Annotated in this window: 23 protein-coding genes, 2 pseudogenes and 1 riboswitch; of the genes and pseudogenes, 7 read left to right on the top strand and 18 right to left on the bottom strand. The window is 74.3% G+C overall.

Annotation, left to right across the window (positions count from 1 at the left end; translation table 11 throughout):
- The first annotated feature begins 46 nt into the window (after nucleotides 1-46).
- Entirely contained in the window at nucleotides 47-2,965 is a 2,919-nt protein-coding gene (locus O7620_RS02095; protein WP_278121576.1) for a LuxR C-terminal-related transcriptional regulator, read from the top strand.
- 12 nt (nucleotides 2,966-2,977) lie between these two features.
- Here the strand turns inward: O7620_RS02095 and O7620_RS02100 are convergent, their stop codons facing one another.
- The 5 genes from O7620_RS02100 to O7620_RS02120 form a co-directional block, all read right to left on the bottom strand.
- Complete coding sequence (locus O7620_RS02100) at nucleotides 2,978-3,526, bottom strand: thioredoxin domain-containing protein (protein ID WP_151493122.1); 549 nt, start codon at nucleotides 3,524-3,526, stop codon at nucleotides 2,978-2,980.
- Entirely contained in the window at nucleotides 3,523-4,017 is a 495-nt protein-coding gene (locus O7620_RS02105; protein WP_278121578.1) for a redoxin domain-containing protein, read from the bottom strand. The genes O7620_RS02100 and O7620_RS02105 overlap by 4 nt, the downstream gene beginning before the upstream one ends.
- A 66-nt stretch (nucleotides 4,018-4,083) precedes the next feature.
- Entirely contained in the window at nucleotides 4,084-4,770 is a 687-nt protein-coding gene (locus O7620_RS02110; RefSeq protein WP_151493120.1) for a BON domain-containing protein, read from the bottom strand.
- Between the two features lie 1,083 nt (nucleotides 4,771-5,853).
- A complete protein-coding gene (locus tag O7620_RS02115) occupies nucleotides 5,854-6,252 on the bottom strand; it encodes a hypothetical protein (protein ID WP_151493213.1) in 399 nt (132 codons plus the stop codon).
- Nucleotides 6,253-6,389: 137 nt separating this feature from the next.
- Nucleotides 6,390-6,530: a hypothetical protein gene (locus O7620_RS02120; protein ID WP_192580526.1), complete on the bottom strand. Its 141-nt coding sequence runs from the start codon at nucleotides 6,528-6,530 to the stop codon at nucleotides 6,390-6,392.
- Between the two features lie 359 nt (nucleotides 6,531-6,889).
- Here O7620_RS02120 and O7620_RS02125 point away from each other — a divergent pair, with 359 nt between their 5' ends.
- Complete coding sequence (locus O7620_RS02125) at nucleotides 6,890-7,252, top strand: STAS domain-containing protein (RefSeq protein ID WP_130403378.1); 363 nt, start codon at nucleotides 6,890-6,892, stop codon at nucleotides 7,250-7,252.
- 8 nt (nucleotides 7,253-7,260) lie between these two features.
- Here the strand turns inward: O7620_RS02125 and O7620_RS02130 are convergent, their stop codons facing one another.
- Together O7620_RS02130 and O7620_RS02135 are read right to left on the bottom strand one after the other, a co-directional pair.
- Nucleotides 7,261-8,088: a 5'/3'-nucleotidase SurE gene (locus O7620_RS02130; RefSeq protein WP_278121586.1), complete on the bottom strand. Its 828-nt coding sequence runs from the start codon at nucleotides 8,086-8,088 to the stop codon at nucleotides 7,261-7,263.
- The gene (locus tag O7620_RS02135) at nucleotides 8,085-9,062 is read right to left on the bottom strand and encodes a PfkB family carbohydrate kinase (protein WP_225854873.1); all 978 of its coding nucleotides are present in this window, start codon (nucleotides 9,060-9,062) and stop codon (nucleotides 8,085-8,087) included. Before O7620_RS02135 ends, O7620_RS02130 begins: the two co-directional genes overlap by 4 nt.
- A gap of 172 nt (nucleotides 9,063-9,234) precedes the next feature.
- Here O7620_RS02135 and O7620_RS02140 point away from each other — a divergent pair, with 172 nt between their 5' ends.
- Nucleotides 9,235-9,702, top strand: a complete 468-nt coding sequence (locus tag O7620_RS02140) for an SRPBCC family protein (protein WP_278121588.1) — start codon at nucleotides 9,235-9,237, stop codon at nucleotides 9,700-9,702.
- A 437-nt stretch (nucleotides 9,703-10,139) separates the two neighbouring features.
- Here the strand turns inward: O7620_RS02140 and O7620_RS02145 are convergent, their stop codons facing one another.
- The 5 genes from O7620_RS02145 to O7620_RS02165 all read right to left on the bottom strand — a co-directional run bounded on the left by O7620_RS02145 (nucleotide 10,140) and on the right by O7620_RS02165 (nucleotide 16,459).
- Complete coding sequence (locus O7620_RS02145; RefSeq protein WP_278121590.1) at nucleotides 10,140-10,796, bottom strand: hypothetical protein; 657 nt, start codon at nucleotides 10,794-10,796, stop codon at nucleotides 10,140-10,142.
- 123 nt (nucleotides 10,797-10,919) lie between these two features.
- A complete protein-coding gene (locus O7620_RS02150; protein ID WP_278126816.1) occupies nucleotides 10,920-11,936 on the bottom strand; it encodes a hypothetical protein in 1,017 nt (338 codons plus the stop codon).
- 56 nt (nucleotides 11,937-11,992) lie between these two features.
- Nucleotides 11,993-12,124, bottom strand: a riboswitch (cyclic di-AMP (ydaO/yuaA leader).
- A gap of 142 nt (nucleotides 12,125-12,266) precedes the next feature.
- Nucleotides 12,267-13,184 (bottom strand): cation diffusion facilitator family transporter, encoded by a 918-nt coding sequence (locus tag O7620_RS02155; protein WP_151491065.1) that lies wholly within the window; start codon nucleotides 13,182-13,184, stop codon nucleotides 12,267-12,269.
- A gap of 107 nt (nucleotides 13,185-13,291) precedes the next feature.
- Nucleotides 13,292-15,409, bottom strand: coding sequence for an AAA family ATPase (locus tag O7620_RS02160; RefSeq protein ID WP_278121593.1), 2,118 nt, complete (start codon nucleotides 15,407-15,409; stop codon nucleotides 13,292-13,294).
- Nucleotides 15,410-15,517: 108 nt separating this feature from the next.
- Nucleotides 15,518-16,459 carry an alpha/beta hydrolase gene (locus tag O7620_RS02165; RefSeq protein WP_278121595.1) on the bottom strand — a complete coding sequence of 314 codons (942 nt, stop codon included), beginning with the start codon at nucleotides 16,457-16,459 and terminating at the stop codon, nucleotides 15,518-15,520.
- 150 nt (nucleotides 16,460-16,609) lie between these two features.
- On the opposite strand from O7620_RS02165, the gene O7620_RS02170 reads away from it, so the two are divergent.
- Entirely contained in the window at nucleotides 16,610-17,233 is a 624-nt protein-coding gene (locus O7620_RS02170; RefSeq protein ID WP_278121597.1) for a carbonic anhydrase, read from the top strand.
- 139 nt (nucleotides 17,234-17,372) lie between these two features.
- On the opposite strand, the gene O7620_RS02175 is transcribed toward O7620_RS02170, so the two are convergent.
- Nucleotides 17,373-17,702: a hypothetical protein gene (locus O7620_RS02175; protein ID WP_151491068.1), complete on the bottom strand. Its 330-nt coding sequence runs from the start codon at nucleotides 17,700-17,702 to the stop codon at nucleotides 17,373-17,375.
- A 306-nt stretch (nucleotides 17,703-18,008) separates the two neighbouring features.
- Here O7620_RS02175 and O7620_RS02180 point away from each other — a divergent pair, with 306 nt between their 5' ends.
- The 3 genes from O7620_RS02180 to O7620_RS02190 all read left to right on the top strand — a co-directional run bounded on the left by O7620_RS02180 (nucleotide 18,009) and on the right by O7620_RS02190 (nucleotide 20,630).
- Nucleotides 18,009-18,500: a DUF3145 domain-containing protein gene (locus tag O7620_RS02180; RefSeq protein WP_151491069.1), complete on the top strand. Its 492-nt coding sequence runs from the start codon at nucleotides 18,009-18,011 to the stop codon at nucleotides 18,498-18,500.
- Nucleotides 18,501-18,597: 97 nt separating this feature from the next.
- Entirely contained in the window at nucleotides 18,598-20,334 is a 1,737-nt protein-coding gene (locus O7620_RS02185) for a glycoside hydrolase family 3 protein (RefSeq protein WP_278126818.1), read from the top strand.
- Nucleotides 20,335-20,411: 77 nt separating this feature from the next.
- Nucleotides 20,412-20,630, top strand: coding sequence for a hypothetical protein (locus tag O7620_RS02190; protein WP_151491071.1), 219 nt, complete (start codon nucleotides 20,412-20,414; stop codon nucleotides 20,628-20,630).
- 57 nt (nucleotides 20,631-20,687) lie between these two features.
- On the opposite strand, the gene fabF is transcribed toward O7620_RS02190, so the two are convergent.
- The 5 genes and pseudogenes from fabF to O7620_RS02215 form a co-directional block, all read right to left on the bottom strand.
- Nucleotides 20,688-21,914 carry a beta-ketoacyl-ACP synthase II gene (fabF, locus tag O7620_RS02195; RefSeq protein ID WP_151491072.1) on the bottom strand — a complete coding sequence of 409 codons (1,227 nt, stop codon included), beginning with the start codon at nucleotides 21,912-21,914 and terminating at the stop codon, nucleotides 20,688-20,690.
- 2 nt (nucleotides 21,915-21,916) lie between these two features.
- Nucleotides 21,917-22,156, bottom strand: coding sequence for an acyl carrier protein (locus O7620_RS02200; protein ID WP_007463517.1), 240 nt, complete (start codon nucleotides 22,154-22,156; stop codon nucleotides 21,917-21,919).
- An 86-nt stretch (nucleotides 22,157-22,242) separates the two neighbouring features.
- Complete coding sequence (locus tag O7620_RS02205; protein ID WP_151491073.1) at nucleotides 22,243-23,187, bottom strand: beta-ketoacyl-ACP synthase III; 945 nt, start codon at nucleotides 23,185-23,187, stop codon at nucleotides 22,243-22,245.
- A 41-nt stretch (nucleotides 23,188-23,228) separates the two neighbouring features.
- Nucleotides 23,229-24,140 (bottom strand): annotated as a pseudogene (locus tag O7620_RS02210) (ACP S-malonyltransferase); the annotation flags it as partial.
- A 78-nt stretch (nucleotides 24,141-24,218) separates the two neighbouring features.
- Nucleotides 24,219-25,508 (bottom strand): annotated as a pseudogene (locus O7620_RS02215) (helix-turn-helix domain-containing protein); the annotation flags it as partial.
- Nucleotides 25,509-25,511: the final 3 nt, after the last annotated feature.

The following is a 25,511-nucleotide window of genomic DNA, read 5'->3' on the forward strand; positions in this document are numbered from 1 at the left end:
CTCGATCGTCGGGCCCGAACGGGTGAAGCGGGCTCGCCCGGAAGGGGTGAACGGGTCCGCGCCGGGTAACCGCTCGCCGACCGGGGGTGGGACGCGTCGCTGGGGGTGGGGCCGAGTGCCGGAACAGCAGGATCGCGCACGGGTCGGTACGGCACCGGGGCGCCCGGCGGACCGGCCGTTGCTGGCGTCCCGGTTGACGCCGGCCGTGCCACCCGAGCCGGTGGTGGCCCGGCCCCGCCTGCTGCGCCGCCTGGACGAGGGCAGCGCGGGACCGATCACCCTGGTCGCCGCACCGGCGGGCTGGGGAAAGACGACACTGCTCGCCTCGTGGGTGCGGCTGACCGGCGGCGACGAGGCTGGCCCGAATGCGGTGGTGCCCGAGGACGGGGCAGCTCCGGCGGTGCCCGGGCCGGAACCGGCGTGGGTGTCGGTGGAGGCCGGCGACGACGGTGAACGACTGTGGGCGTACCTCGCGGCGGCGCTGCGGGCGGCGACCGTGCCGACCGACGACGGCCCGGTGCCCGACCGGCCGCCGCGCCCCGACCAGCTGGAAGCCCTCGCCGCCGCGCTCGCCGCCGCGGACCGTCCGGTGCTGCTCGTCCTCGACGACCTGCACCGGGTCACCGATCCGGCGGCGCTCACCGGCCTGGAGTTCCTGCTCCGGCACGCCGAGCAGCGGCTGCACCTGGTGGTCGGAGCGCGGGCGGGGCTGCCGCTGGCCCTGCACCGGCTCCGCCTCGCCGGCGAGCTGACCGAGATCGGCCCCGACGAGCTGGCCTTCACCGACGACGAGGTGGCCGACCTGCTCACCGCGCACGGGGCGGCGCTGCCGGCGGCTGCGGTGCGCCGGCTGCGCGACCGTACCGGTGGCTGGCCGGCCGCGCTGCGGATCGCCGCCCTGGCGGTACGCGGTCAGGCCGACCCGGAGCGCTGGGTGGGGCAGTTCGGCGGCGACCAGCCGGAGATCGCCGGGTATCTCCAGGAGGAGGTTCTCGCCGGGATCGATCCGGCCGACCGGGACCTGCTGCGCCGCACGGCCCTCACCGAGACGGTCTGCGCGGACCTGGCGCAGGCGTTGACCGGGCGCACCGACGCCGCGCAGGCCCTGGCCGACCTGGCCGGCGCCGGCGGTCTGCTGCACCGGGAGGACGGCCGCCCACCCTGGTACCGCTGCGACCCACTGCTGGCCGACCTGCTCCGGGCCGAGCTGGGCCGGCTGCCCGCCGACGACCTGCGTGAGCTGCACGTGCGGGCGGCCGACTGGTACGCCGGCGCCGGACGCCCAGCCGACGGCCTGCGGCACGCGTTGGCCGCCGGCCGGTGGGACCTGGCCGGCGACCTGTTCGTCGCGCACTGGCCGGAGCTGACCCGCTACGACGGCGACACGGTCAGCGGTCCGCCGCCTCCGTCGCCGCCGCCGGACGTGGTCCGCGCCGACCCGGAGGTGGCCCTGGCCTGTGCCGCCGAGCGGGCGTACGCGGGTGATCTGCCGGCCGCCGGCGGGCACCTGCGCACCGCCGCCGCGTACGCCGGTGGTCTGCCGGTGCCCCGCCGGGGCCGGTTCCTGCGGTTGGCCACCGCGCTGGAGCTGACCGTGGCCCGGCTCGCCGGCGATCCGGCGGAGGTCCGGGCCGCTGCCGCCCGGTTGCTGCGAACCCGACCGGCCGGGGCCGACCCGACCGGGCTGCCGGACGCCTCGCCGACCAGCGGTGGGGGAGGCGCGGTCGAGGACGCGGACCTGCGGGCGTTCACCGGCACCGCGCTGGGGCTCGTGGAGCTGGCCGCCGGCTCGCTGCCGCACGGCCGGTTCGTCCGCGCCCGGGCGGCGGCCCGGGAGGCCGGCCGGGCGCGGACCGAGCTGGTCGACGCCAGTCGCGCCGCGCTGCTGCTCGCGGTGCGCGGCGACCTGCGCGGGGCCGAACGGGCGGCCCGGGACGCGCTGGGCATGCCGCCCTGCCGGGGCTGGTCGTGCCGTCTCGACTGCGGTTACGCGTACCTCGCGTTGGCATTGGTGGCGCTGCACCGTGACCAGCCCGACGAGGCGGCCGCGAACCTCGCCCTCGCCACGTCGGCGACCGGCCCGGCCGGCCCGGTCGCGGCGGATCCGGAGGACGCCTCGCCCGGCGTCCTCGGGGCGGAGGCGGGGGACGGCGCACCGGGGGAGCTGGTGGCGGCGGCGGTCGCCGCATTGTGTCGGGCGCGGCTGCACGGCGACTCCGGCGACCCGGCGGCCGGGCAACGGCTGCTCGTCCGGGCCCGGGCGACGTTGACCGACGCCCCGGACGCCACCGAACTGGCCGCCCTGCTACGCGCCGCCGAGGCGGAACTGCGGGCCGAGCGGGGTGACCTGGACAGCGCCCGCGAGCTGCTGACCGGCGACGACGCCGAACCGCCGCTCGCCGTGAGCCTCGCGCGGGTGGAGCTGCGGGCCGGCGACGCCGGTGCCGCCGGCCGGGCACTGCCGGACTGGCAGGCGCCGCAGGCGGACGCCTGGCCGCTACCGGTACGCCTGGACGCCGGCCTGCTGGACGCGGTGCTCGCCGAGCGGGCCGGGGACGGGCGACGGGCGGGACGGATCCTGGAACAGGTGCTCGACCTGGCCGGCCCGCAGGGCTGCCGGCGGGCCTTCACCCGCGCCGAACCGCCGGTACGGGGCCTGCTGGCCGCGCACCTGGACGCGGGCACGGCACACTTCGCGCTGGTCAGCGACCTGGTCCGGGACGCCGACCAGGCCCCGACCCGGCCGCCGGCCGAGCCGGCGGGAACGCTCGACGAGCCGCTGACCGAGCGGGAGCTGACCATCCTGCGCTACCTGCAGAGCATCCTGTCCAACGTGGAGATCGCCAGCGAGCTGTCCCTGTCGGTCAACACGGTGAAGACCCACGTCCGCAACATCTACCGCAAGCTCGACGCGACCCGCCGGCGCGAAGCGGTCCGGCGGGCGCGCGAGCTACGACTGATCTGAGCCCAGCGGCGGTCAGGCGTTGGCGGCGGCGTCCACCGCGGCCAGCAGGTCGGGCAGGTCGTACCCGGCCTCGTGCCGGACCTCGTTGACGAAGAGGGTCGGGGTGCCGTTCACGCCGCTGCGGATCCCGCCCACGAAGTCGCGGCGTACCCGGTCGGCGTGTATCCGGCTCTCCACCTCCGCGTTCAGCTCGTCCGGCGGCAGACCGACCTGCTCGACGCCGAGCGAGAGGTGCACCGGGTCCAACTGGTCCTGGTGCTCGTACAGCCAGTCGTGCATCTCCCAGAACCGGCCCCGGGTGGCGGCGGCCTCGGCCGTCTCGGCGGCGCGTTCGGCGTACGGGTGCACGTTGGCGATCGGGAAGTAGCGGTAGACCAGGCGTACCGTGTCGGCCCGCTGGCGCAGCAGCTCGTGCAGGTTGGGATACGCCGCACCGCAGAACTGACACTGGAAGTCGCCGTACTCGACGACCGTCACCGGCGCGTCGACCGGCCCACGGGCGTGGTCCTCGGCGGTCACCGGGTCGCGCAGGCGGGCGGTGACCTGAAGTGGCGTGGTCATCGGGCCATCACCCCCTGCCGGGCGAGCCGGTCCAGCGCGTCGAAGATGCCGTCCGCGCCCGGATTGACGTCGGGCGCGGATAGGTAACTCCAGGCCACCGTCCCGGCCTGGTCGAGCACCACCAGCGCCCGCGCCGCTTCACCCCCCGAGGTGTACGCGCCATAGCGGCGGGCCACCTCGCCCTTGGGCTCGAAGTCGGCCAGCAGCGGGAACTCGATGCCCCGGGCCTGCGCGAAAGCGCGGTGCGACCAGATGCTGTCCACCGAGATGCCGAGCAGCGCGGCCTGATACTGGTCGAACACCGGCATCGCCGCCTGGTAGAGCGCCATCTGGTCGCCGCAGACCGGGCTCCAGTCGGCGGGATAGAAGGCGAGCACGACCGGCCGGCCGCGGAACTGCTCCGGCCCGACCTCGTGCCCGTCCGGGGTAGCCGCCAGGGTGAAGCCCGGCGCGGAGTTCCCCGGTTGGATCAGCCCGTTCGGATCACTCATGCCCCCAGCCTGCGCCCGGGGCGGGTGAGGCCGGCTCACCCGCCCCGGGTGGTTCCACGCTGACGCTCAGCGCAGCACCGGGGCGACCGCGATGTGGTTCTGCACCTCCCGGACGCCCGGCGCCGACCATGCCACCTGCTCCACCTCGGCCCGCTCGGGCATCGAGTGCACCAGCCCGCCGAGCACCGCGGTGTCGCCGTGCACCCGCACGCTGACCCGTTCGGCCTCGGTGGCGCCAGCGCGGGCGAGCGCGTCGACGATCCGGTCGGCCAGGTTCTGGCCGTCCGGAGGCGCGGCCGGGCGGACGGTGATCCCGTTGCTCACCCCGCGTACGCCGGTCAGCCGGCTCACCGACCGTTCGGCGGCGCGGCGCTGGTACTCCCACTCGACCTCGCCGTGCAGCGTCACCCAGCCGGTCGAGACGGTGACCTGGAGCTTCTCGACGGGTACGAACGCGTCCCACTCCAGGGCGTGACCGGCCGCGGCGGCCAGGTCCGGGTCGGTGCGTTCGGCGCTGCCGGGCAGTCGGACGGCCAAGTCGTTGGCGACCGCCCGGACTCCGACGACGCGGTGTGCGGCCCGCTCGGCGGCCCACTTCTTCGCGTAGCCGTCCACCCGTCCGGTCAGCGTGACGACGCCCTCGTCGACGGTCACCCCGATCTCGTGCGGCTGCACGCGGGGCTCCCAGGTCAGTTCGTCGAGGACGGCGGACTGGATGTCCTGGTCGGTACGGCTGATCGTCGCGATGGCCATCTGTCCCTCCTCCGGTGCGTCGGGTGGCGGACCGGCCGGCAACCGGCGCCGCAGGTCCGCCGGGATCCGATCCTGCCGCCGGCCGGGGTGAGCCGTCCTCGCCCGGTGCGGGTGACGGTGCCGCCCGGGGCTGGGCCTGCCTCATCCGTACCGGTCATGGACATCGATGATGGGAGCGCTTCCAAAGTGGCGGGGGATCGGTTACGGTAAGCCCATTCCTCGATCGCGGGAGCCGTCGCGTCGGGTGGTGGGAGCCAGGGCAGCTCCGAGCCGTCCCCGTCGTGGCACCCGTCCCTGTCGTGGCACCCGTCCCTGTCGTGGCACCCGTTCCCGCCGTCGCGCTGTCCCTGTCGTCGCGCTGTCCCCGCCGCCGTGCTCGTCCCCCGGGCCACGGCGCCACCACCGGAGGTTGGCCCCGTCCCCCGGGCGTCCACCTCCGCCGGGGACCCGCAAGATGCGGAGAGGTCCGCCGGCACGGCCAAGTCCGTGTCGGCCGCCGGTCGCCGGTCGGCGTCCTCGGCCTCCTCGGCCTGCGGGCCGGCGGCAACGCCCCGCCCGGCCACGTCACCTGCGTGAGCAGGCAGGCCGAGCGGCCCGGGCGACACCACCCGGGCCGCACCCGATCACCGGTCCGCCGGGCTGCCTGAGGGGTCCGGCACCCGGCGGACCGGCCTCCGCCGCCCCCGCCGCGCCCTGCCCCTGCGTCCCCGTGCCCGCGTCCCCGTGCCCGCGTCCCACCCCGCTCGGGTCGATCAAGGAGTTGTGGTGGTGGATGAAAGGGTCAAAAACCAATATACCGCCCACCACAACTCCATGATCGGCGTGGCGTGGCGTGGCGTGGCGTGGCGTGGCGAGGTGGGTTGGGCTGAGGCGAGCAGGGCGAGGCGCGGTGTGGCGGGGTGGGGCGTGGCGAGGTGGGTTGGGCTGAGGCGAGCAGGGCGAGGCGGGGCGATCGGTGGGGCGGGGCGATCGGTGGGGCAGGGCGATCGGTGGGTGGGGCGATCGGCGGGGTGCGGTGGGGACGGCGACGGGCCCCGCTCGACCGGTCGAGCGGGGCCCCTCGGGTGCGGGTGGTTCGGGTGTTCAGACTGCGGGGGAGCTGGGGCGGTCGACGTCGACGAACTCCACGTCCTCGACGGCGCGGTCGTCCCGGCTGCCGGCGGCCCGGGCGGCGGAGCCGACGGCCCAGCCGACCGCCGCGCCGACGAGCGCGGCGCCGATCAGCAGGGTCCAGGGCAGTGCCGGCTGACGCCCGGCGAGCGCGTCGAAGGCCAGCGAAGCCCGACGCCGCGCCTCTTCGGCCGCCGATCCGACCAGGTCGCCGGCCCCGTCGGCGAGGTCGCCGCTGCTGCGACGGGCCGAGCGGGCGGTGTCGCGGACGCTGTCCCCCGCGGAGCTGACGGCGGAGACCAGGTGCTCCCACGCCTGGTCCGCGATCCGCTCCGGCTTGCTGCGGCGGTCCAGCAGGTTGGTTCCGAACATCGTGGTTACCTCCTCGGGTGCCGAAATCCGCCGGCCACTTCGGACTTCGGCGTCTGTTCAGCGCGTCACGGTTTCGCCTACCCCGCAGTGCCCCACCCGGCCCGGGCGCAAACCCGGCCCGGGCCGCGGGGCACGGTTCAGCGCACCGTCACCACGGCCGCGCCGCGGGCGAAGTCGTCGTCATCGTCGTCATCGTCGTCGCCGCCACCGAAACCGCAGGCCAGTACGAGGGCGAGCAGTACGCCGACGCCGGCCAACCCGGCCAGTCTCTTGATCATTGAAGGTCCTCTCCGTCACGGTGGGTGTCCCGGGTCGATGCTAGGTGGCGTCGACAACCCCGCGACCGTGCCACGTGGACGCAACGAGCGCGACACACCGGTGACACGGGGCGGAGGGCGCTGGCGGCGGGTTGTCGGGCGGTACGGAACGGGACCGCTACCCTGGTTCGGCGGCGCCGGCTCCGACCGGCCGCCGAGTGATCGAATAACGAAAATTTTGGATCTGGGAGACCAGATGTGCCCGGATCCGCGAATTGCTCATCCCGAGGGGTGGCGACCGAGGCCGTCGGAGGAATACTCTCGGTCGCGGCCCGCGTACTGATGAGGCGCCCGGGGGACGGGCGGGTGGAGGTGCTCGCGTGAGCCTGTCGATCGTGAAGTCGGTTTTGTCCGGTGGTGTGGTAGAGATCGCCCCGCGAGGTGAGATCGACGTCGACACCGCGTACGAGGTGCGCGAGGCGATCGCAGAGGTGTTGGCCAAGGGCCGCCCGCTGCGTATCGAGCTGAACATGAGGCTGGTCACCTTCATCGACTCCGTCGGCATCAGCGCCATGGTCGCCGGCTTCCAGACCGCCGAGGTCAGTGGCGTCAAGCTGGTGGTCACCGAGCCTAGCCGGTTCGTGCACCGGCAGCTCTGGGTGACGGGCCTGCTCGGCCTGTTCGGCGCACCGGAGCCCTACTTCGCCGGTGCCGCCACCCCTGAGGTGCTCCCCGGCGCCTGACCCCCCGCTCAACCCAGCTCGTCCAGGCCGGTCAGGTCGACATCGGTCGCCTCGGTCACGGCCCGGATGGCCGTCACCGAGGCGTACCCCGCTGCCAGCAACGCCACGTCCGTGCCGGGCTGCGCGGCCTGACCCGGCTCCTCCAGTGAGGTACGGACGAAGCCGTGCCCGGACTCCGCCACCGTCATCTGTACCTGGCCGAAGCTGGCCAACGTGCCGCGTCGTACCCCACGCAGGCGTTCGTGCGGCAGGTCCGGGGCATTCACGTTGAGCACGCTTTCCAGCGGCGCGGAGGTCAGCCGGGGGAGCAGGTCGAGGGCGACCCGCGCGGCGGTGCTCCAGTGCCGCTCGCTGTCGCGTACCCGGGCGGCGGCGTCCACGGCGGCGCCCCCGCTGGCGGCCGTGGCCTCGCCCGCGGTGAGGACGTCCAGTGAGACGGCCATCGCCCGGCAGCCGTTCGTGGCGGCGGTGAACGCGGCACCCACCGTGCCCGAGTGCAGCACGGCACGACCGGCGTTGGCGCCCCGGTTGATGCCGGAGAGCACCACCGACGGCGGCGGGCCGAACGCTCCGTGCAGCGCGATCAGCGTGATGAACCCGGGTGAGCCGCCAACCCCGTACGCCGGCACGCCGTCGAGATCCGGCAGCGGATGGTCGTGCACGACGACCCGCCCGTCGCGCTCCACCGCGCTCATCGCGGCGCTGGTGCCGCTAGCCTCCTCCAACGGCGCGGCGATCACCACGTCCAGCCCTCGCTGGGTCGCCGCCCGGGCCAGTGCGTGGATGCCCGGCGCGGCGATCCCGTCGTCGTTGGTGACGAGGACCCGCAGTGTCATCGCTCGACCACCCGGTCGGCCAGCTCGTCCGGGGTGGTGCGCTCCTGTGGTCGGCTGTCGGCCGGCACCAGTCGGACCCGGTCCACCAGGCCGGTGATCGAGTCCAGCCGTCCGGTGCCGAGGCCGTGCCGGGTCACGTTCAGCGCGCCGGCGGCGGCGCCGGTGCGGATGGCGGTCCGGATGTCGCCACCGCCCGCTACGACGGCGGCCACCCCGGCGGTCATCGAGTCGCCCGCGCCGCGCGGGTCGGCTGCCTCCAGTCGAGGCATCTCCACGTCGAACAGCTCCCCGTCGATGAGCGCCAGCGCCGGCCGGTCGGCGCGGCTGACCACCACGGTCTCGGCGCCGGCGGAGTGCAGGTCGTACATCGCCCGGGTCAGCTCCGGGAGGTCGTCGTTGCGGGCACGGCCGTCGCGGATCAGCTCCTCGTGGCTCACCTTGAGGAAGAAGACCCCGCTGTCCAGCACCGCGCCGAGGTGATCGCCGGAGAGGTCGACCACGACCTGGCCACCGTTGGCTCCGAGGTCGGCGGCGAAGCGCCGGTACAGGTCGGCCGGGACGAGCCACGGCTCGTTGGGTCCACTCAGGATGCTCACCGACGCCCGCAGACCCTCGCCCAGGGCCAGGTTGTACAGCTCGTCCAGCTCGTGGCGGCTCAACGGCTGCCCGGGCACGTCGGCGACCTCCTGCCGCGACCCGCCCCGGCGGTCGTGGACGTATCCGCCGCTGCCGGAATCGCGGACCACCACCTTGAGGTCCACCCCCTCGCTGACCAGCAGCGGCTCCAACACCTGGCCGATCTCGCCGCCGAGCGCGGCGCAGAGCACCACGTCGACACCCAGCGACATCACCATCCGGGCCTGCCAGACGCCCTGCCCACCGGGGTGCAGATGCAGTTCGGTGTGGTCGTTCGGCTGGTCCACGGTCACGGTCAGTTGCGGAGTGGGCGCGAAGACCATCACGTGCCCGCTCACTGGTCGGCACCGTTCATGAATCCACCCTCTCCGTCACGCCCGGTGATTCGTCACTAACCGACCCTAATGGGGCAAGTGATGGACCGCGACGCATCGGCCGGTGTCCGTCCGGGCGTTGCCAGCCCGTTCGGTGTACGGGACGATCGTGCGACCAGCGACGGCAGGAGACGGTGTGCTCAGGCGCGATACCTTCAGCTACACCGTTCAGGCCCGGTGCGCCCCCGCCGAGGCGGCCGCCCTGCTCAGCGACCTGACTCGGCAGGGTGAGCTGCATCCGCTGATCGTCAGCGTCCAACGGCTGCCACCACGCCCCGGCGCCCTGGCCAGCTACGCGATCAGCGACCGGTTGCAGGCCGGCCCGCTGCGCTTCCGGACCACCTACCAGGCCGACGTGCTGATCAACGAGGAGGACGAGATCGTCATGGTGGCCCGGCAGTGGCCGGCCACCACCGTGCGCAACCACACCCGACTGCGCGCCGAACCGGACGGACTGCTCCGGGTCGACGTGGAGATCACCCTGAGCGCGCCGGCCCCGCTGTTCCGGTACGCGTTCCGCCAGGCCCGCGCAGCCCACCTCGCCCTGGCCAGCCGCCTCGGCGCGGCCCTGGACCGCGCCGGCAACCCCCCACCCGCCACCTGACCCGCGCCCTCGCGCCCTCGCGCCTCCGCGCCCTCGCGCCTCCGCGCCCTCGCGCCTCCGCGCCCTCGCGCCTCCGCGCCCTCGCGCCTCCGCGCCCTCGCGCCTCCGCGCCCTCGCGCCTCCGCGCCCTCGCGCCTCCGCGCCCTCGCGCCTCCGCGCCCTCGCGCCTCCGCGCCCCGCGCCTCCGCGCCCTCGCGCCTCCGCGCCCCGCGCCTCCGCGCCCTCGCGCCTCCACGCCCCGCGCCCTCGCGCCTCCACGCCCCGCGCCCTCGCGCCTCCGCGCCCCGCGCCCTCGCGCCTCCGCGCCCCGCGCCCTCGCGCCTCCACGCCCCGCGCCCTCGCGCCTCCGCGCCCCGCGCGGGGCGGACCGGCGGTCCCCTGTCTCGCAAGATCGTGCTCGATCCTGGATGTAGTGGCATCCCGCGGCGCCGAGGCCACTACATCCTGGTTGTAGCGCGATCATGGGCGGCGGGGCCGGTGGGGCCGGTGGGGCCGGTGGGGCCGGTGGGGCCGGCGGGGCCGGTGGGGCCGGCAGGACCGGCAGGACCGGCGGGACCGGCAGGTGCGCGACGGCCGCGGGCGGCGTGGGCGGTGGCCGTGGGGCGGGCGAGCGCGGCAGGGGCGGCGGGGCGGGCGGGGCGGCGGCCCCACGGCTTGTACGTGGAGAGCACCGTCGCGATGATCATCAGGCTGGTCGAGACAGCGGGTGCGATCACCAGGTCGGCACGGTCCCGGGTGGGTAGTGCGGCACCCAGGTCACCGGCGTGGCGCAGGTTCGGGGTGAGCAGGAACAGGACCAGTCCGACCATCACCGTGGTGAGCACGAGTTTGACCAGTACCCAGCGGTAGCGCAGCAGACCCCACGGGGTGAGGAGGGCGCTGGCGACACCGATCAGCCAGACCAGCACGCTCAGCGGCGCGAACAGCACGGTGCCGAGCAGCGCGGTGACCGGGTAGACGGTGGCCGGGTCGGCGCCGCGCTGCACCGCCACGCCGAGGGTGAGCAGCACCAGGTCGGTGCCGAGCCAGCCGAGGGAGGTGACCAGGTGCAGGGTGAGCAGCGCCTTGCGGGCGGTGGGTGGAATTCGAGGCATACCCCGGATGCTGCCCGCCGGGCCCGGCCGGGTCGTCCGACGGCCGGCGACGTCCGGTGTACGCCCGCTGACGTACCCGTGGCCGGCACCCCCGGGTGAGGCGGGCGCCGGCCACGGGTGGGGTCAGTACACCGACAGGTGCACGTGGTTGGTGTGGTCGCTGGCCGGGTCGCCACCCGCCCCGCTGTACGACCTCCATCCGCTGCTCGGCAGCCAGATCTGCCGGTACCAGATCACGTAGAGCACGGCGAGCCGGTCGGCGTTGCGGATGAAGTACGCGGCCAGGTTGTTGCCGTACGTCTTGTCGGCGCCGGTGGCGTCACCGCCGAAGCCGCCCTTGGCCGCGGCGAAGTCGCAGGCCCGGCCCTTGGGGTGTTCGCCGGAGCCGCCGGAGCGGTGACAGGAGACGTAATGGGTGAAGCCGGCCGCCTTGGCCTGGTTGAGGGCGTGCAGGGTGCGGGGGGTGATGCAGCCGCTGGCCGGGGTGGGGTCGTTGATGCTGCACGATTCCGATGGCCAGGAGCCGTCGGAGTTGCGCGGCGCGGCCGTGGCGTTGGCGCTGGAGGTGCCCCGGTTGGAGCCGGTGTCGGCGGTGGTCTGCGGTTTGGGCGTGGTGGCCACGGTGAGAGCCCGTTCGGCCTGTTCCTTGCGCTTGGCCATCACCGCGACCTGCTTGCGCTGCTCGCGGATCTCGCCGTCCAGGGCGACCCGGGTACGGGTGGCCTCGTCCCTGGTGGTGAGCAGGTCGCGCAGCACCCGGTCCTCGTTGGCGGCGACCGCGTCCAGGGCGGCGGCCCGGTCCATGAAGCCTTCCGGGGTGTTGCTGTTGAGCAGCGCCGACATCGCGCCGAGCCGGCCGGTGCGGTAGGCCAGGCCGGCGATCTCGCCGACCTTGCCGCTGCGGACGTTCAGCTCGGCCTCGGTGGTCTTCAGCTGGGTGGTGAGCTGTTGCTGGCGCTGCAGCGAGGTGTCCAGGGCGCGCTTGGCGTCCAGGTAACCCTTGCTGGCGGCTTCCAGTTGGGCCCGGAGGGCGGGGGTGCCGCCCTCCTCGTCACCGTCGGGCGCCGCGGCGGCTCGTTGGCCGGTCGGGGGAGCGGCCGAGGCGGTGCCGGGCGGGAGTGCGATGCCGAGGGCCAGCATCGCGACGATCAGGGCCGCCAGGCGGCCGGCGGGTGGTCGTGCTGGTGCCACTACGCATGTCCTTCCGTCAGCCGCCGACCGGGTTAGCTGACGGGTTCGGGACGGAAGATCCCTACCGCTGACGCGGATGCACCCCAGGAACATGGTTCCCCGGTTCGCCCGCTCGGGCGATTAGGCGGCGGCCGCCACCGGCGCCGGGTGGGCGCCGCCTGGTGGAGGCCGGGACCGAGCCTACCGGTGCTGGTGGGGCCGCTGCAGCCGATGTGACGGACGGTGCGTACGTCGTCACGAAAAACTCGGACCAATCCGAGTGAATCTCCTGAAATGCTGTCACCACTCGACCGAACCGCAGGCACCGGGTGCGGCACCGGGTTCGATCTGCAGCGTGGCGTGCTCGATCCGGAAGTCCTCGTGCAGGGCCGTGCGCGCGGCGCTGAGCACCGTACCGACCTCGGCGCCGGGTGCCATGGTCAGGTGCGCGGAGGCCACCTCCATGCCCGAGGTGAGCGTCCAGACGTGCAGGTCGTGCACCTCGACCACGCCGGGAACCGCGGCGAGTCGGTCGTGTACGGCGGTGACCTGGAGGTGCTCCGGGGCGGCCTGCACCAGGATGCGGACGGCGGCCCGGCCGAGTCGCCAGGTGCGCGGCAGGATGAACACGCCGATGGCGACCGCGACCAGTGGGTCGGCCCACCACCAGTCGGTGACCGTGATGAGCAGTGCCGCGCCGATCACGCCGAGCGAGCCGAGGAGATCGCCGAGCACCTCCAGGTAGGCCCCCTGGAGGTTGATGCTCTCCCGGGCGCCCGCGCGGAGCAGGGCGAAGGCGGCCACGTTGGCGAGCAGGCCGAGTACGGCGACCGTGAGCATCGGGCCGGTCAGCACCTCGTGCGGATCGCCGAACCGGCCGATCGCCTCGATCACCACGTAGACCGCCACGCCGGAGAGCAGGGCGGCGTTGGCCAGCGCGGCGAGCACCTCGAGGCGGTAGAGCCCGAAGGTGCGCTGCGGGTCGCCGGTCGTCCGCCGGGTGGCGGTGATCGCGGCGAGCGCCATGCCGATGCCGAGCACGTCGGTGAACATGTGCCCGGCGTCGGAGAGCAGAGCCAGCGAGCCGGTGTGCAGGGCCGCCACGGCCTCGACCACCATCAGGGTGGCGAGCAGCCCGAACGCCGCCCAGAGCCGGCCCCGGTGCTGCTGCGCCGCGTTGGTGACCGACGCGTGGTGGTGGTCATGACCTGCGCCCACGAAATCCACCCTCCGTCGCCAGTCGGGACCCGGTCAAATGTATGCGCACATCGCTATGTATGCAAGTGTACGGTCGACGGGCGGCCGACGGTGCCCGCCAGGGCGGATCAGCCGGTCGGGTCGATGGTGGTGAGCCGCTGCGTGGCCCGGGAGAGCGCGACGTAGAGCGTCCGTACGCCGGCGCCCGGATCCGCCCGGATCTCGCTCGGAGCCACCAGCACCACCCCGTCGTACTCCATGCCCTTGGCCTCCAGGCTGGTCACCACCTGCAGGCGCGGCGCGCCGAGCGTGCCCAGCCAGCCGGCGACCTCGTCGCGGCGGGGGACCGGCGTGATCACCCCGACCGTGCCGTCCACCTCCGCCAGCAGGGCGGTGGCGGCCTCCACGACGGCGGTCTCCAACCCGGTCGCCGGCACCACCAGCTCGACCGGGTCGACCCCGGTGGAGCGGACGGCGGTCGGCAACGGCAGGTCCGGGTAGAGCCGGCGGATCTCCGCCGCCGCCACCGCGAAGATCTCCGAGGAGTTGCGGTAGTTGGTGGTGAGCGTGAAGTCGGCCCGCTTGCGCCGGCCCAGCGCCTGGTCGCGCGCACGGGTCAGCTCCTCCGGGTCACCGGTCCACGCCGTCTGCGCCGGATCGCCCACCACCGTCCAGGAGGCCAACCGGCCGCGCCGGCCGATCATGCGCCACTGCATCGGCGAGACGTCCTGCGCCTCGTCGACCACCACGTGCGCGTACTCCCGGTAGTCCTCCGGCCGCTCCCGGGCCGCCGCCCGGGCGGCCCGCTGCCGGTCCGCGGCGGTGCTCAGCTCGCGGACCCCGCCCGCGAGCTGGAACGGGTCGCGCCGGGCCCGCGCCGGCTGCGCGGGCCGGCCGAGCAGGGCGTCCAGCTCGTCCAGCAGCGCCACGTCGGCGATGGTCAGACCCGTGGAGTCCAGATCCCGGTACGCCGCGCCCAGCAGCCGGATCTCCGCGCCGGAGAGGATCCCGCCCGCGTAACGGCGCAGGCGCTCCGGCCGGGCCAGCCAACCGAGCACGTGCCGGGGGTGCAGACGTGGCCACCACGCCTTGAGGAACTCGCGGAACTCCGGCCGCTCGGCGACCTCGTCCTCGAAGGCCCGCTGCTCCGGCAGCCGGCCGATGTTCAGCCGGCGGGCCTGCGCCCAGAGCGCGGCGAACACCCCGTCGAAGCCGGCCCGGCGTACCTCGTTGCGCCGCGCGCCCCGGTGCAGCACGCGATCCCGGATCCCGTCCAGCTCGGCCCGGTCCAGTCGCAGCAGCGAACCCCGGTACAACAGTCGCAACTCGCCCGGACCGCCCGGCACCGCGTCGCGCACCGCCCGCTCCAACACCCGGCGCATCCGCAGCGAGCCCTTCACCGCCGCCACCTGCGGCGGGTCGGTACGGGTGGCGGTCATGCCGGGGAAGAGCGTCCCCAGCGAGTGCAGGGTCGCGGTGTCCTCACCGAGCGACGGCAGCACCGAGGCGATGTACTCGACGAAGACCGAGGACGGGCCGACCACCAGGATGCCGCCGCCGGCGTACCGGCTGCGGTCGGAGTACAGCAGGAAGGCCGCCCGGTGCAGGGCGACCGCGGTCTTGCCGGTGCCCGGGCCGCCGGCGACGATCGTCACCCCGGAGCTGGGCGAGCGGATCGCCTCGTCCTGCTCCCGCTGGATCGTCGCCACGATGTCGCGCATGCCCCGGCCGGTGGCCCGGGACAGGGTGGCCAGCAGCGCGCCGTCGCCGACCACCGTCATCCCCTCGGGGGCGGCGCTCGGGTCGAGCAGGTCGTCCTCGATGCGGGTGACCTGCTCGGCGCGGGACTGGATGGTGCGGCGACGCACCACGCCCAGCGGCTGGTTCGGGGTGGCCTGGTAGAAGGCGGCGGCGGCCGGCGCGCGCCAGTCGACGACCAGCGTGGTGGCGTTCTCGTCGCGGATGCCGAGCCGCCCGACGTGCAGCGTCTGACCCTCCCGCAGGTCCAGCCGGCCGAAGACCAGCCCCTCGTGCTCGGCGTCCAGGGTATGCCGCCGCTGCGCGGCGTGGAAGACCATCGCGTCGCGCTCGACGAGCGCGCCGAACGTGCCCACCCGCGCCATCCGGTAGCCGTCCCGCTCGGCCAGTACCGCCGACCGGCGCAGCTCGGCCAGCCGGGCGTACACCCGGTCGAGGTGCCGTTGCTCGACGGCGATCTCCTGCTCCAGGACGGTCTGGTCGGTCAACGCACGCTCCTTCGGGGTCGCCGGCAAGCGGCGCGAACCGCGCGGGCCAACCGCAGAAGGGTACGGCCCCCGGCCCGGCCCGCCGCGCCCGAGGTGCGCGAACGTGGCTCAGGCACCCGCGCCGGCGGTGGTCGCGCCGCCCAGTCGCGGCGGCGCCTCGGCGAGTACGCGGTGCAGGACGCCGGTCAACGCGGCGTTCACCTCGTCCGGGCGTTCCATCATCAGCATGTGACCGGCACCCGGGCAGACGGTCAGCTCGGTGGCCGGTAGGGCCGCGGCGATCGACTCGGCGCACGGCGGCGGGGTCAGCCGGTCCCGGTCGCCGACCAGGGCGGCCGCCGGCAGGTGAGCCAGCGCGGCGAGAGTGTCCAGCCGGTGCTGGGCGCCGATGGACGCGCGGAAACCGCCGATGGAGCGCAGCGAGGCGCGGGCCACCGCCGAGGTCACCAACCGGATGTCGGCCGGTTCGCAGTGGTTGCCGAAGAGCATCCACCGGATGCTGGGTTGCAGGGCGCGCAGCAGCGCCCGGGGTGCCCGCCAGGACCCGCAGCGGGCCAGCACTCCCGCGCCGGTCGTCTCGGCCAGTCGGATCAGTCGGGCGATCCGCGGCGAGAGCCCGTACACCGTGTGCGTGTGCCCCTCGGCGGTCGTCGAGACGAAGACCAGCCCGGCCGTGCGGGCGGCGAAGTGCGCGGGGTGGCGGTGCGCGTACTCCATGATCGTCATACCGCCCATCGAGTGCCCCACCAGGACGATCCGCCCGGACGGCGCCACCGTGTCAATCACCGTGGCCAGGTCGTCGCCGAGTTGGGCCAGGGTGGCTGTCGGCAGTGCCATGCAGCTGGACCGCCCGTGGCCCCGCGCGTCGTAGGTGACCACCCGCACCCCGCCGGCGGGCGCGCTGAGGGCGTCGACCTGCCGGTGCCAACTGCGGCCGTCGAGCGTCCAGCCGTGCAGCAAAATGGCCGTGACCTGGGCATCTGCCGGCCCTGCCGCCTCCACGTGCAGCCGCACACCGTCGGGCAGACCGACCTCGAACCGCTCCGGCATCGCCACCTCCCCCAGGGCCGCCCGGCACCACCAGCACCGGGATACCCGGCGGTAACACCGGCTACCCGCCATCAGACCACGTCAATCGCGCCGTGGCGAACATTCCCGACCTCGCCCGTCAACCGCGGACGGCGGGCCAAGCTGAACGGCATGGAGTCGGCGGGACAGGGACGGCAGGCCGGCGGCACGCCCCGCGCCGCGCTGGCCGAACTGCTCGCCGGCAACCGACGGTTCGTCAGCGGACAACCGATCCACGGACACGACGTGACGGCCGCCGCGGCGACGGCCTCCGGCGACCAGCAGCCGTACGCGGTGGTGCTCGGCTGCATCGACTCACGGGTGCCGCTGGAGGCGATCTTCGACCAGACCTTCGGTGCGATCTGCGTGATCCGTACCGGTGGGCACGTGCTCGACCGCGCCGTCTGCGGCTCCATCGAGTACGTCGTGGGCCAACTCGGCGTACCGCTGGTGATGGTGCTCGGCCACGAGCGGTGCGGCGCGGTCGGCGCCGCGGTGGACGCGCTGCGTGGCGGGGAACGTCCCGGAGGCTCCCTCGCCCACCTGGTCGACGAGATCGCGCCAGCGGTCCTGGAGGTGGGGCTGGACGACCCGGCGGTGCTCCCGCTGGCGATCCGCCGGCACGTCCGGCGCACGGTGGACGCGCTGCGGGTCGACGACCTCCTCGCCGGGCCGGTCGCCGCGGAGCGGGTGGCCGTGGTGGGCGGCCTCTACGACCTGGCCACCGGCGAAGTCGTCCTGCTCGACCCGACCTGAACGGCGCGGCCCGGCGCCACGTGGCCCGGCCGCGGTCGAGTCAAGGCGCGCGCCGAACCCTGTCGCTACGGGTGCGGACGCGAAACCGCCCGCCGGGACATCCCGGCGGGCGGTTTCAGGCGTTGCGGTGGGGGAGGGCTCAGCCCTCGAAGACGCCGGCCGCGACCAGACGCTTCTCGGTGGCCTCCCAGCCGTCGTTCGGGTGGGTGGTGGCCAGGGTGTTGATCTCCGCCCGGATCTTGGCGGCGTGGCCGGCGGCGGCCAGCACCCGGATCTCCTCGACGAAGGCGTCGGAGTCGGTGCGCAGGTGCGCGGTCTTGCCGTTGGTCAGGTTCCGCACGTAGGCGTGCTTGCCGCCGTTGAGCGGGATGAGGTACTTGAACTCGCCCAGCACGCTGAGGGCGCCACCCTGGCCAGCCTGGCCGGCCCGGACGGACGCGCGCGCGGTCTTAGAGGTGTTGCTCGCCACGGAGGTACTCCTTGCAAGACGTACGGGAGGACTGGACGTCCGGGGGCTGTGTGCGGGCCACACAGACTCGGCCCGCGAAGGTGTAACGCGGCATAAGCCGCCGGTGGAACTGTACACGACCACGACATCAGGCTGGTCGTCGCGGTGTCCTGAGAGGCAACGGAGACCACCCGTCCGGCTATTCCACCCGGCGTTTTTTCCGATTCCCTGGCGCACCATCCGTCACACAAGTCATCATGTGTTGCAGCAACCACTCGGTGGACGAGGTCGTAGGGGAAGACGCACCTCGCTCTCCGGGAGGTCACCGTGCCAACGCGTGGCGTCGTATACGTCCACTCGACCCCGCTCGCCGTGTGCTCGCACGTCGAGTGGGCGATCGCGCGCGTCCTAGCCGCGCCGGTCAACCTGCAGTGGACGACTCAGCCCGTCGATCCCGGCGCCCGCCGGGCCGAATGCGGGTGGACCGGCCGTCCGGGAACGGGCGCCGAGCTGGCTGCTGCCCTACGGCAGTGGCCCATGATCCGTTTCGAGGTGACCGAGGAGCCGAGTCCCGGCGTGGACGGCGAACGCTTCATGTACGTGCCGGCCCGTGGCCTGTTCCGGGCCACCGTCGGCGCGGCCGGTGACATCCAGCTCGGCGAGGACCGGCTGCGGGCGCTGATGGCTGGCTCCCGCGCCCCGGAGGCGCTGGCGCACGCCCTGGACAAGGCGCTCGGCACTGCCTGGGACGCCGACCTGGAGCCCTATCGCTACGCCGGTGACGGCGCCCCGGTGACCTTGCTCACCAGGGTCGGTTGACCCGGGCACCGGTCACCTGCCCGCATGCCGTCCGGCCGGCCACCTGTCCCGGCCGACCGGTAAGGTCAAGTTGCCCCGATAAGGGGGAACTGGTGGGATAGGCGGCGTGCCGATTCGCCCGCGTCGCGCCAGCGTCGCCGTCGCCGCCCTGACCGCCCTGCTCGTCTCCGGCTGTACGGGTTCCCCGGACCGCCCCGAGCCGACGCCCGGCCCGACCGGCACCTCCGCCGGTCCGAGCGCACCCGCCGCGTCGACGCCGCCCGGTGATCCCGCCGCCCGTGCCGCCGCCCTGGCCGCCACGCTCTCCGACGAGGATCTGGTCGGCCAGGTGCTGATGCCGTACGCGTACGGCGACTCCGCGACGAAGGTCTCACCCGGCTCGGCGGCCGGCAACCAGGCCCTCGCCGGTGTCGACACCCCCGCCGAGATGATCGCCCGGTACCGGCTCGGTGGGCTGATCCTGGTCGGCTTCAGCGCCGACGACCCGACCAAGGGCAACCAGGAGACCACCAACGTCGACAACCCGAAGCAGGTGCACGACCTCACCGCGGGGCTGCGCGCCGCCGCCGGCCGGCTCGCCACCGGCCCGGCACCCTTCCTGGTCGGCACCGACCAGGAGTACGGCGTCGTCACCCGCATCACCGACGGCGTCACCGTGCTGCCCAGCGCCCTCGCGGCCGGGGCGGCCGGCGACCCGAAGCTCACCGAGGCCGCCTGGCGGGCCGCCGGCGCCGAGCTGGCCGCCATGGGGATCAACGTGGACTTCGCCCCGGTGGCCGACGTGCTGGCCACCCGCAGCACCGTGATCGGCTCCCGGTCGTACGGCGCGGACCCCAAGCAGGCCGCCGCGCAGGTCGGCGGCGCCGTCCGGGGCCTGCAGGCGGGTGGCGTGGCGGCCACCCTGAAGCACTTCCCCGGGCACGGCCACAGCGCCGACGACTCGCACCAGGACCTGCCGGTGCTCACCCAGTCCGCGGCGGCCCTGCAGAGCGGCGCGTGGCCGCCGTTCACCGCCGGTATCGACGCCGGGGCGATGGCCGTCATGTCCGGCCACCTGGACGCGCGGGCCATCGACCCGGGCACCCCGGCGACCTTCTCGCACAAGCTGCTCACCGACGTGCTGCGCGGCCAACTCGGCTTCCAGGGCGTCGTGATCACCGACGGGATGAACATGCCGCCGGCCAAGCGCTGGGCCCCCGGCGAGGCCGCCGTCCGCGCGTTGAACGCCGGCAACGACCTGATCCTGATGACCCCGAACGTCGGCCAGGCGTACGACGGGCTGCTCGCCGCGCTGCGCGGTGGGTCGCTGCCCCGGACCCGGCTCGTCGAGGCCGTCACCCGGGTGCTCACCATGAAGTTCCGGCTCGCGGAGCTGCCCACCGCGCCGATGTCCACGCTCAACATCCCGGCGCACCGGTCGGCGGCGGAGGCGCTGGCCGCCGGTGCGGTCACCGTGCTGCGGGGCGCCTGCGGCGGCGCGATCCGTGGGCCGGTGACCGTCACCTCGTCCGACGGTCGGGACGGCACCCGGGCGGCGCTCACCGCCGCCCTGACCGCGGCCGGTGTGTCGGTCAAGGCCAGCGGCGGCACGGTCGTGCACCTGGTGGGCTACGGCGACGGCACCTCCGATCTGCGCGCCGACGCCGCCGTCACGGTCGCCATGGACACCCCGTACGTGCTGGCCAAGGCCACGTCGCCGACCCTGCTGGCGACGTACTCCTCCAGCCGGGCGTCGATGACCGCGTTGGCCGCCGTGCTGGCCGGCAAGGCCCGACCGGGCGGCCGGTCCCCGGTGGCGGTGCCCGGCCTGCCCGCCACGACCTGCGGCACCTGACCCGTCCGACCGTTCCCGGGCCGGCGCGCGCGGAAAACGCCTCGCGTCGGCGACGCCGGCCTGGGAGCCTCGAGGCCATGTCAGCGGCACAGGGCTTCCGGTACGACCAGCGTGCCGACGGCACGGTGGTGATCACGCACCACGGGCGGGTGGCCGGCACGTTGCGCGGCGCCCGGGCGGCGGAGTTCCTCGCCGAGGTCGACGACGACCCGCAGCTCGTGATGGCCCGCTGGACCGGCAACTACCGGCGGGGCAACGAGCGCACCGCGAAGCAGCACCCCCGCAACCGGGCCTGAACGCCCGGAAGGGCCCCCGCTCGTGCGGGGGCCCTTCCGGGCGATGGAGCGGCGGCCTCAGGGGCGCGTGAACACCAGAGCCACGTTGTGACCACCGAAGCCGAACGCGTTGTTCAACGCGGCGGGGATCTCCATGTGGCGCGGCTTGTGCGCGGCCACCTCAAGGGTGAGCCCCGGCTCCGGGTCGTCCAGGTTGATCGTCGGAGGCACGACACCGTCGCGGATGGCCAGGATGGTGGCGATCGACTCCAACGCGCCGGCCGCACCGAGCAGGTGACCGGTCATCGACTTCGTCGCGGCCAGCACCGGGTGGTCGCCGAGCGCCTTGTGCAGCGCGCCGATCTCCAGCATGTCGCCGACCGGGGTCGACGTGGCGTGCGCGTTGACGTGCACGATGTCCCGCTTGGCGACGTCCGCGTCCGCGATCGCCTTGGCGATGGCCCGGATGGCGCCCTCACCCTCGGCGTGCGGCTGCACCATGTCGTAGGCGTCGGACGTGATGCCGGCGCCGGCCAGACGCGCGTACACCCGGGCACCCCGGGCTGCGGCGTGGTCGGCACGCTCCAGCACCACGATGCCGGCGCCCTCGCCCAGGACGAAGCCGTCGCGGCCGGTGTCCCACGGGCGGGAGGCCCGTTCCGGCTCGTCGTTGCGGGTCGACATGGCCCGCATCGAGCTGAACCCGGCGATCGGCAGCGGGTGGATGACCGCCTCGGTGCCGCCGGCCACCACCACGTCGGCCCGGCCGGCGCGGATGATGTCCAGGCCCAGAGCGATCGCCTCGGCACCGGTGGCGCAGGCGCTGGCCACCGAGTGGACGCCGGCCTTGGCGCCCAGCTCCAGCCCGACCCACGCGGCCGGACCGTTCGGCATCAGCATCGGGATGGTGTGCGGGGACACCCGCCGCGGCCCGGACGCCTCCAGGACGTCGTCCTGGGCGAGCAGGGTGATGGCACCGCCGATGCCGGAGCCGACGCTGACCGCCAGGCGTTCACCGTCGAGGCCGGAGTCGGCCAGGCCGGCGTCCGCCCAGGCCTGCTGGGCCGCGATGAGAGCGATCGCCTCGGACCGGTCCATCCGGCGCAGCTTCACCCGGTCCAGCACCTCGGACGGGTCCACGGCCAGCTGGGCGGCGATCCGGACCGGCAGTTGCTCGGCCCACTCCTGGGTGAGGGCAGTCACCCCGGAGCGGCCGGCGAGCATGGCGTCCCAGGTCGACGCGACGTCCCCGCCAAGCGGGGTCGTCGCGCCGAGCCCGGTGACGACGACGTCAGGACGACTCATGATCAGGACTGCGCCTCGATGAAGCTGACGGCGTCGCCGACGGTCTTCAGGTTCTGCACCTCGTTGTCCGGGATCTTGACGCCGAACTTCTCCTCGGCCGCCACGACGACCTCGACCATGGAGAGCGAGTCGACATCAAGGTCGTCGGTGAAGGACTTCCCCTCGGCCACGTCGTCCGGGTTCACCCCGGCAACCTCTTCGAGGATCTCGGCGAGGCCGGTGGTGATCTCGTCACGGGTCATTGCGGTTGGTTCCTTTCATCGGGGGTTGTCCGACGGTCGGCGTCGCCGACCGCCACTCCTGGAGCGCGTACGCGCCCGAGGGGATCTCAGGGGCAGCGGACGACCTGACCGGCGTAGGTCAGGCCGCCGCCGAAGCCGAACAGCAGCACCGGTGCGCCCGAGGGCACCTCCCGCCGCTCGACCAGCTTGGACAGGGCCAGCGGGACGCTCGCCGCCGAGGTGTTGCCGGACTCGACGATGTCCTTCGCGATGATCGCGTCGGGGATGTTGAGTCGCTTGGCGATGCCGTCGATGATCCGCGCGTTGGCCTGGTGCGGCACGAACGCGGCCAGCTCCGACGGGTCGACCCCGGCGCGCTCGCACGCCTGCAGGGCCAGCGGCGCCAGCGCGGTGGTGGCCCAGCGGAAGACCGACTGCCCCTCCTGCTGGATGTACGGGCGCCAGCCCTCGATGCGTACCGCGTCGCTCTTCTCCGGCGCCGAACCCCAGACCACCGGGCCGATGCCGGCCGGCTCGTCGTCGGGGCTCGCGGTCACCACCGCGGCGCCGGCGCCGTCGGCGAAGATGATGCAGGTGGAGCGGTCGGTCCAGTCGGTGAAGTCGGAGAGCTTCTCGGCGCCGATGACGATCGCGTTGCGCGACGCCCCGGCGCGGATGGCGTGGTCGACGATGCCCAGCGCGTAGGCGAAGCCCGAGCAGGCGGTGTTGACGTCGAACGCGCCCGGGGCGGTGATGCCCAGCTTCGCGGCGACCCGGCAGGCCACGTTGGGGCTGCGGTCGATCGAGGAGCAGGTGGCGACGACGACGAGGTCGATGTCGGCGGCGCTCAGACCCGAGTTGGCGAGCGCCTTGCCGGCGGCGGCGGTGGCCATGTCGGCGACCGTCTCGCTGTCGGCGATCCGGCGGCTGACGATGCCGACCCGGTCCCGGATCCACTCGTCGTTGGTGTCGACGAGCTGGGCGATGTCGTCGTTGGTCACCACTCGCGAGGGCTGGTAGTGCCCCATCGAGACGATGCGGCTGCCAGTCATGAGAGACCTCCGATGGGGGCGAGCGGTTGGCCCGGCGTGCCGTGCCGGGCGATCAGGTCCCGTGCGGCCGGCAGGTCGTCCGGGGTGTTCAGGGTGACGATCTCCGGGGCGCCGTCGCCCTTCAGTTCGCGCTTGACCAGGCCGGCGAGCGTGCCCGCCGGGGGCAGCTCGATCACGCCGGTCACCCCGAGGTCGGCCAGCGCGCGCATGCACAGGTCCCAGCGGACCGGGGCGGTGACCTGGCGGACCAGACGCCGCACCATCTCCTGGCCGTCGTCGACGGCGGTGCCGTCGAGGTTGGACAGCAGGATCCGGGCCGGGTCGGCGGGGGTGATCCCGGCGGCGACCGCGGCGAGCGCGCTCTCGGCCGGTGCCATGTACGGGGTGTGGAACGCGCCGGCCACCTGGAGCCGGATGATCCGGGTCTTCGCCGGCGGTTCGGCGGCGAGCTTGTCCAGCCCGTCCAGGGCGCCGGCGGCGACGATCTGGCCGGCGCCGTTGCGGTTGGCGGGGTGCAGCCCGTGGGCGGCGATGGCGGCGAGCACCTCGTCGGGGTCGCCGCCGAGCACGGCCGCCATGCCGGTCGGCTCCAGCGCGCACGCCGCGGCCATCTCGCGACCGCGTACGCCGGCGAGGGTGATCGCGGCCTCGGCCGACAGGACCCCGGCCAGTGCCGCGGCGCCCAGCTCGCCGACGCTGTGGCCGGCGGTGAGGGTCACCTCGTGCAGCGGCAGGTGCTCGGCGGCGAGCAGCGCCGCGGCGACGAGCAGCGGCTGGGTGCGGGCGGTGTCCTTGATCTCGTCGGCGTCGGCGGTGGTGCCCAGGTGCACCAGGTCGACCCCGGCCAGCGCGGACCACGAGCGCAGGCGCGCCTCGGTGCCGGTCAGGTCGAGCCAGGGGGTCAGGAAGCCGGGTTTCTGGGAACCCTGGCCAGGACTAAGTACGGCGAGCACGACTATGACTCTCCCGGATACGCGTGGGTAACGCTGTGCCGGCCTCGACCAAACCACACTAGAACCTTTGGAGACTTCCTACAAAGATCGTCGGTGGTCATCATCGGTTTGGGCGGTTTTCCGGGCGGCCGGGGTCAATGTCTGGGTCGGGACCGTCGAGGTCACCGGGACCGGATCCAGCCGGCCGACGGTCAGCGCCACCTGGAGGGCGAACGCGTCGCGGGGCGACAGCGGCGAGAAGCCGGTCACCTCGGCGATGCGGCGCAGCCGGTACCGCACCGTGTTCGGGTGCACGAACAGCGCCCGTGCGGCGCTCTCCAGCGTGCCGCCGGCCGCCAGGAACGCGTCCAGGGTGCCCAGCAGCTCGCCCCCGGCACGCACCAGCGTCGCGTACACGTCGTGCCGCAGCCGGCGGCGTGCCTCCGCGTCGCCGGCGAGAGCCCGCTCCGGCAACAGGTCGGCGGCCGGCACCGGCCGGGGGGCCGTCGGCCACGCCGGTGCCGCCCGGAAGCCGGACAGCGCGGCGCGCGCCGACTCCGTCGCCTCGTCCAGGCTCGGCACCGCCGGACCGACCACCACCGGGCCGTCCCCGAACGCGTCCAGCAGCTTGGCCGTCGCCGTCAACGGGTCCGGTGCGCCGCCCAGCACGATCACCAGCCGGTCGCCGTGCACACCGCCGATCACCTCCACGCCGATCCGGCGGGCCTGGCGGTAGACCACGTGCAGCACGGCGGAGACCTCCCCGCCGGGGGAGCGGCCGACCGCCACGGCGACCGGTGGCGCGTCCGCCCAGCCCAGCGCGGCGGCCCGGCTGGCCAGCACGTCGGGCGAGTCGCCACGCAGCAGCGCGTCGACCAGCAGGGCCTGCAACCGGGCGTCCCACGCGCCGCGCGACTCGGCGGCCCGCGCGTACACCCGGGCGGCGGCGAACGCGATCTCCCGGGAGAAGCGCAGCACCGCCTCGCGTAGCTGCTGCTCCTCGCCCTCGGCGGCCAGGTGCGACACCTGCTCCTCGACCACGTCGATGGTCACCTTGATCAACGCCACGGTCTGCTGGAGGGTGATCGACCGGGCCAGCGCCTGCGGAGCGGCGGCGAAGACCTCGTCGGAGACCTCCTGGGTGCTGTCCGCCGTGCCGCCACCGTCCTGCAGCCACTGCACCAGCGACCGGGCGCCCGCCTGGGCCACCAGCATCACCCAGGAACGCTGGTCGGCCGGCAGGGCGCGGAACCAGGGCAGGGTGTCGTCCATCCGGGCCACGCTCGCGGTCGCGAGGGCCCCCGCCGCGCGTTCGATCCGGCGCAGCGTGGCCGTCAGCTCTCCACCGCCGCGCGTACCCACGGGCCTAGCCTGACACGCGCTGACCTGGAT

The sequence above is a fragment of the Micromonospora sp. WMMD710 genome (genome assembly GCF_029626045.1).
Taxonomy (GTDB): Bacteria; Actinomycetota; Actinomycetes; order Mycobacteriales; family Micromonosporaceae; genus Micromonospora.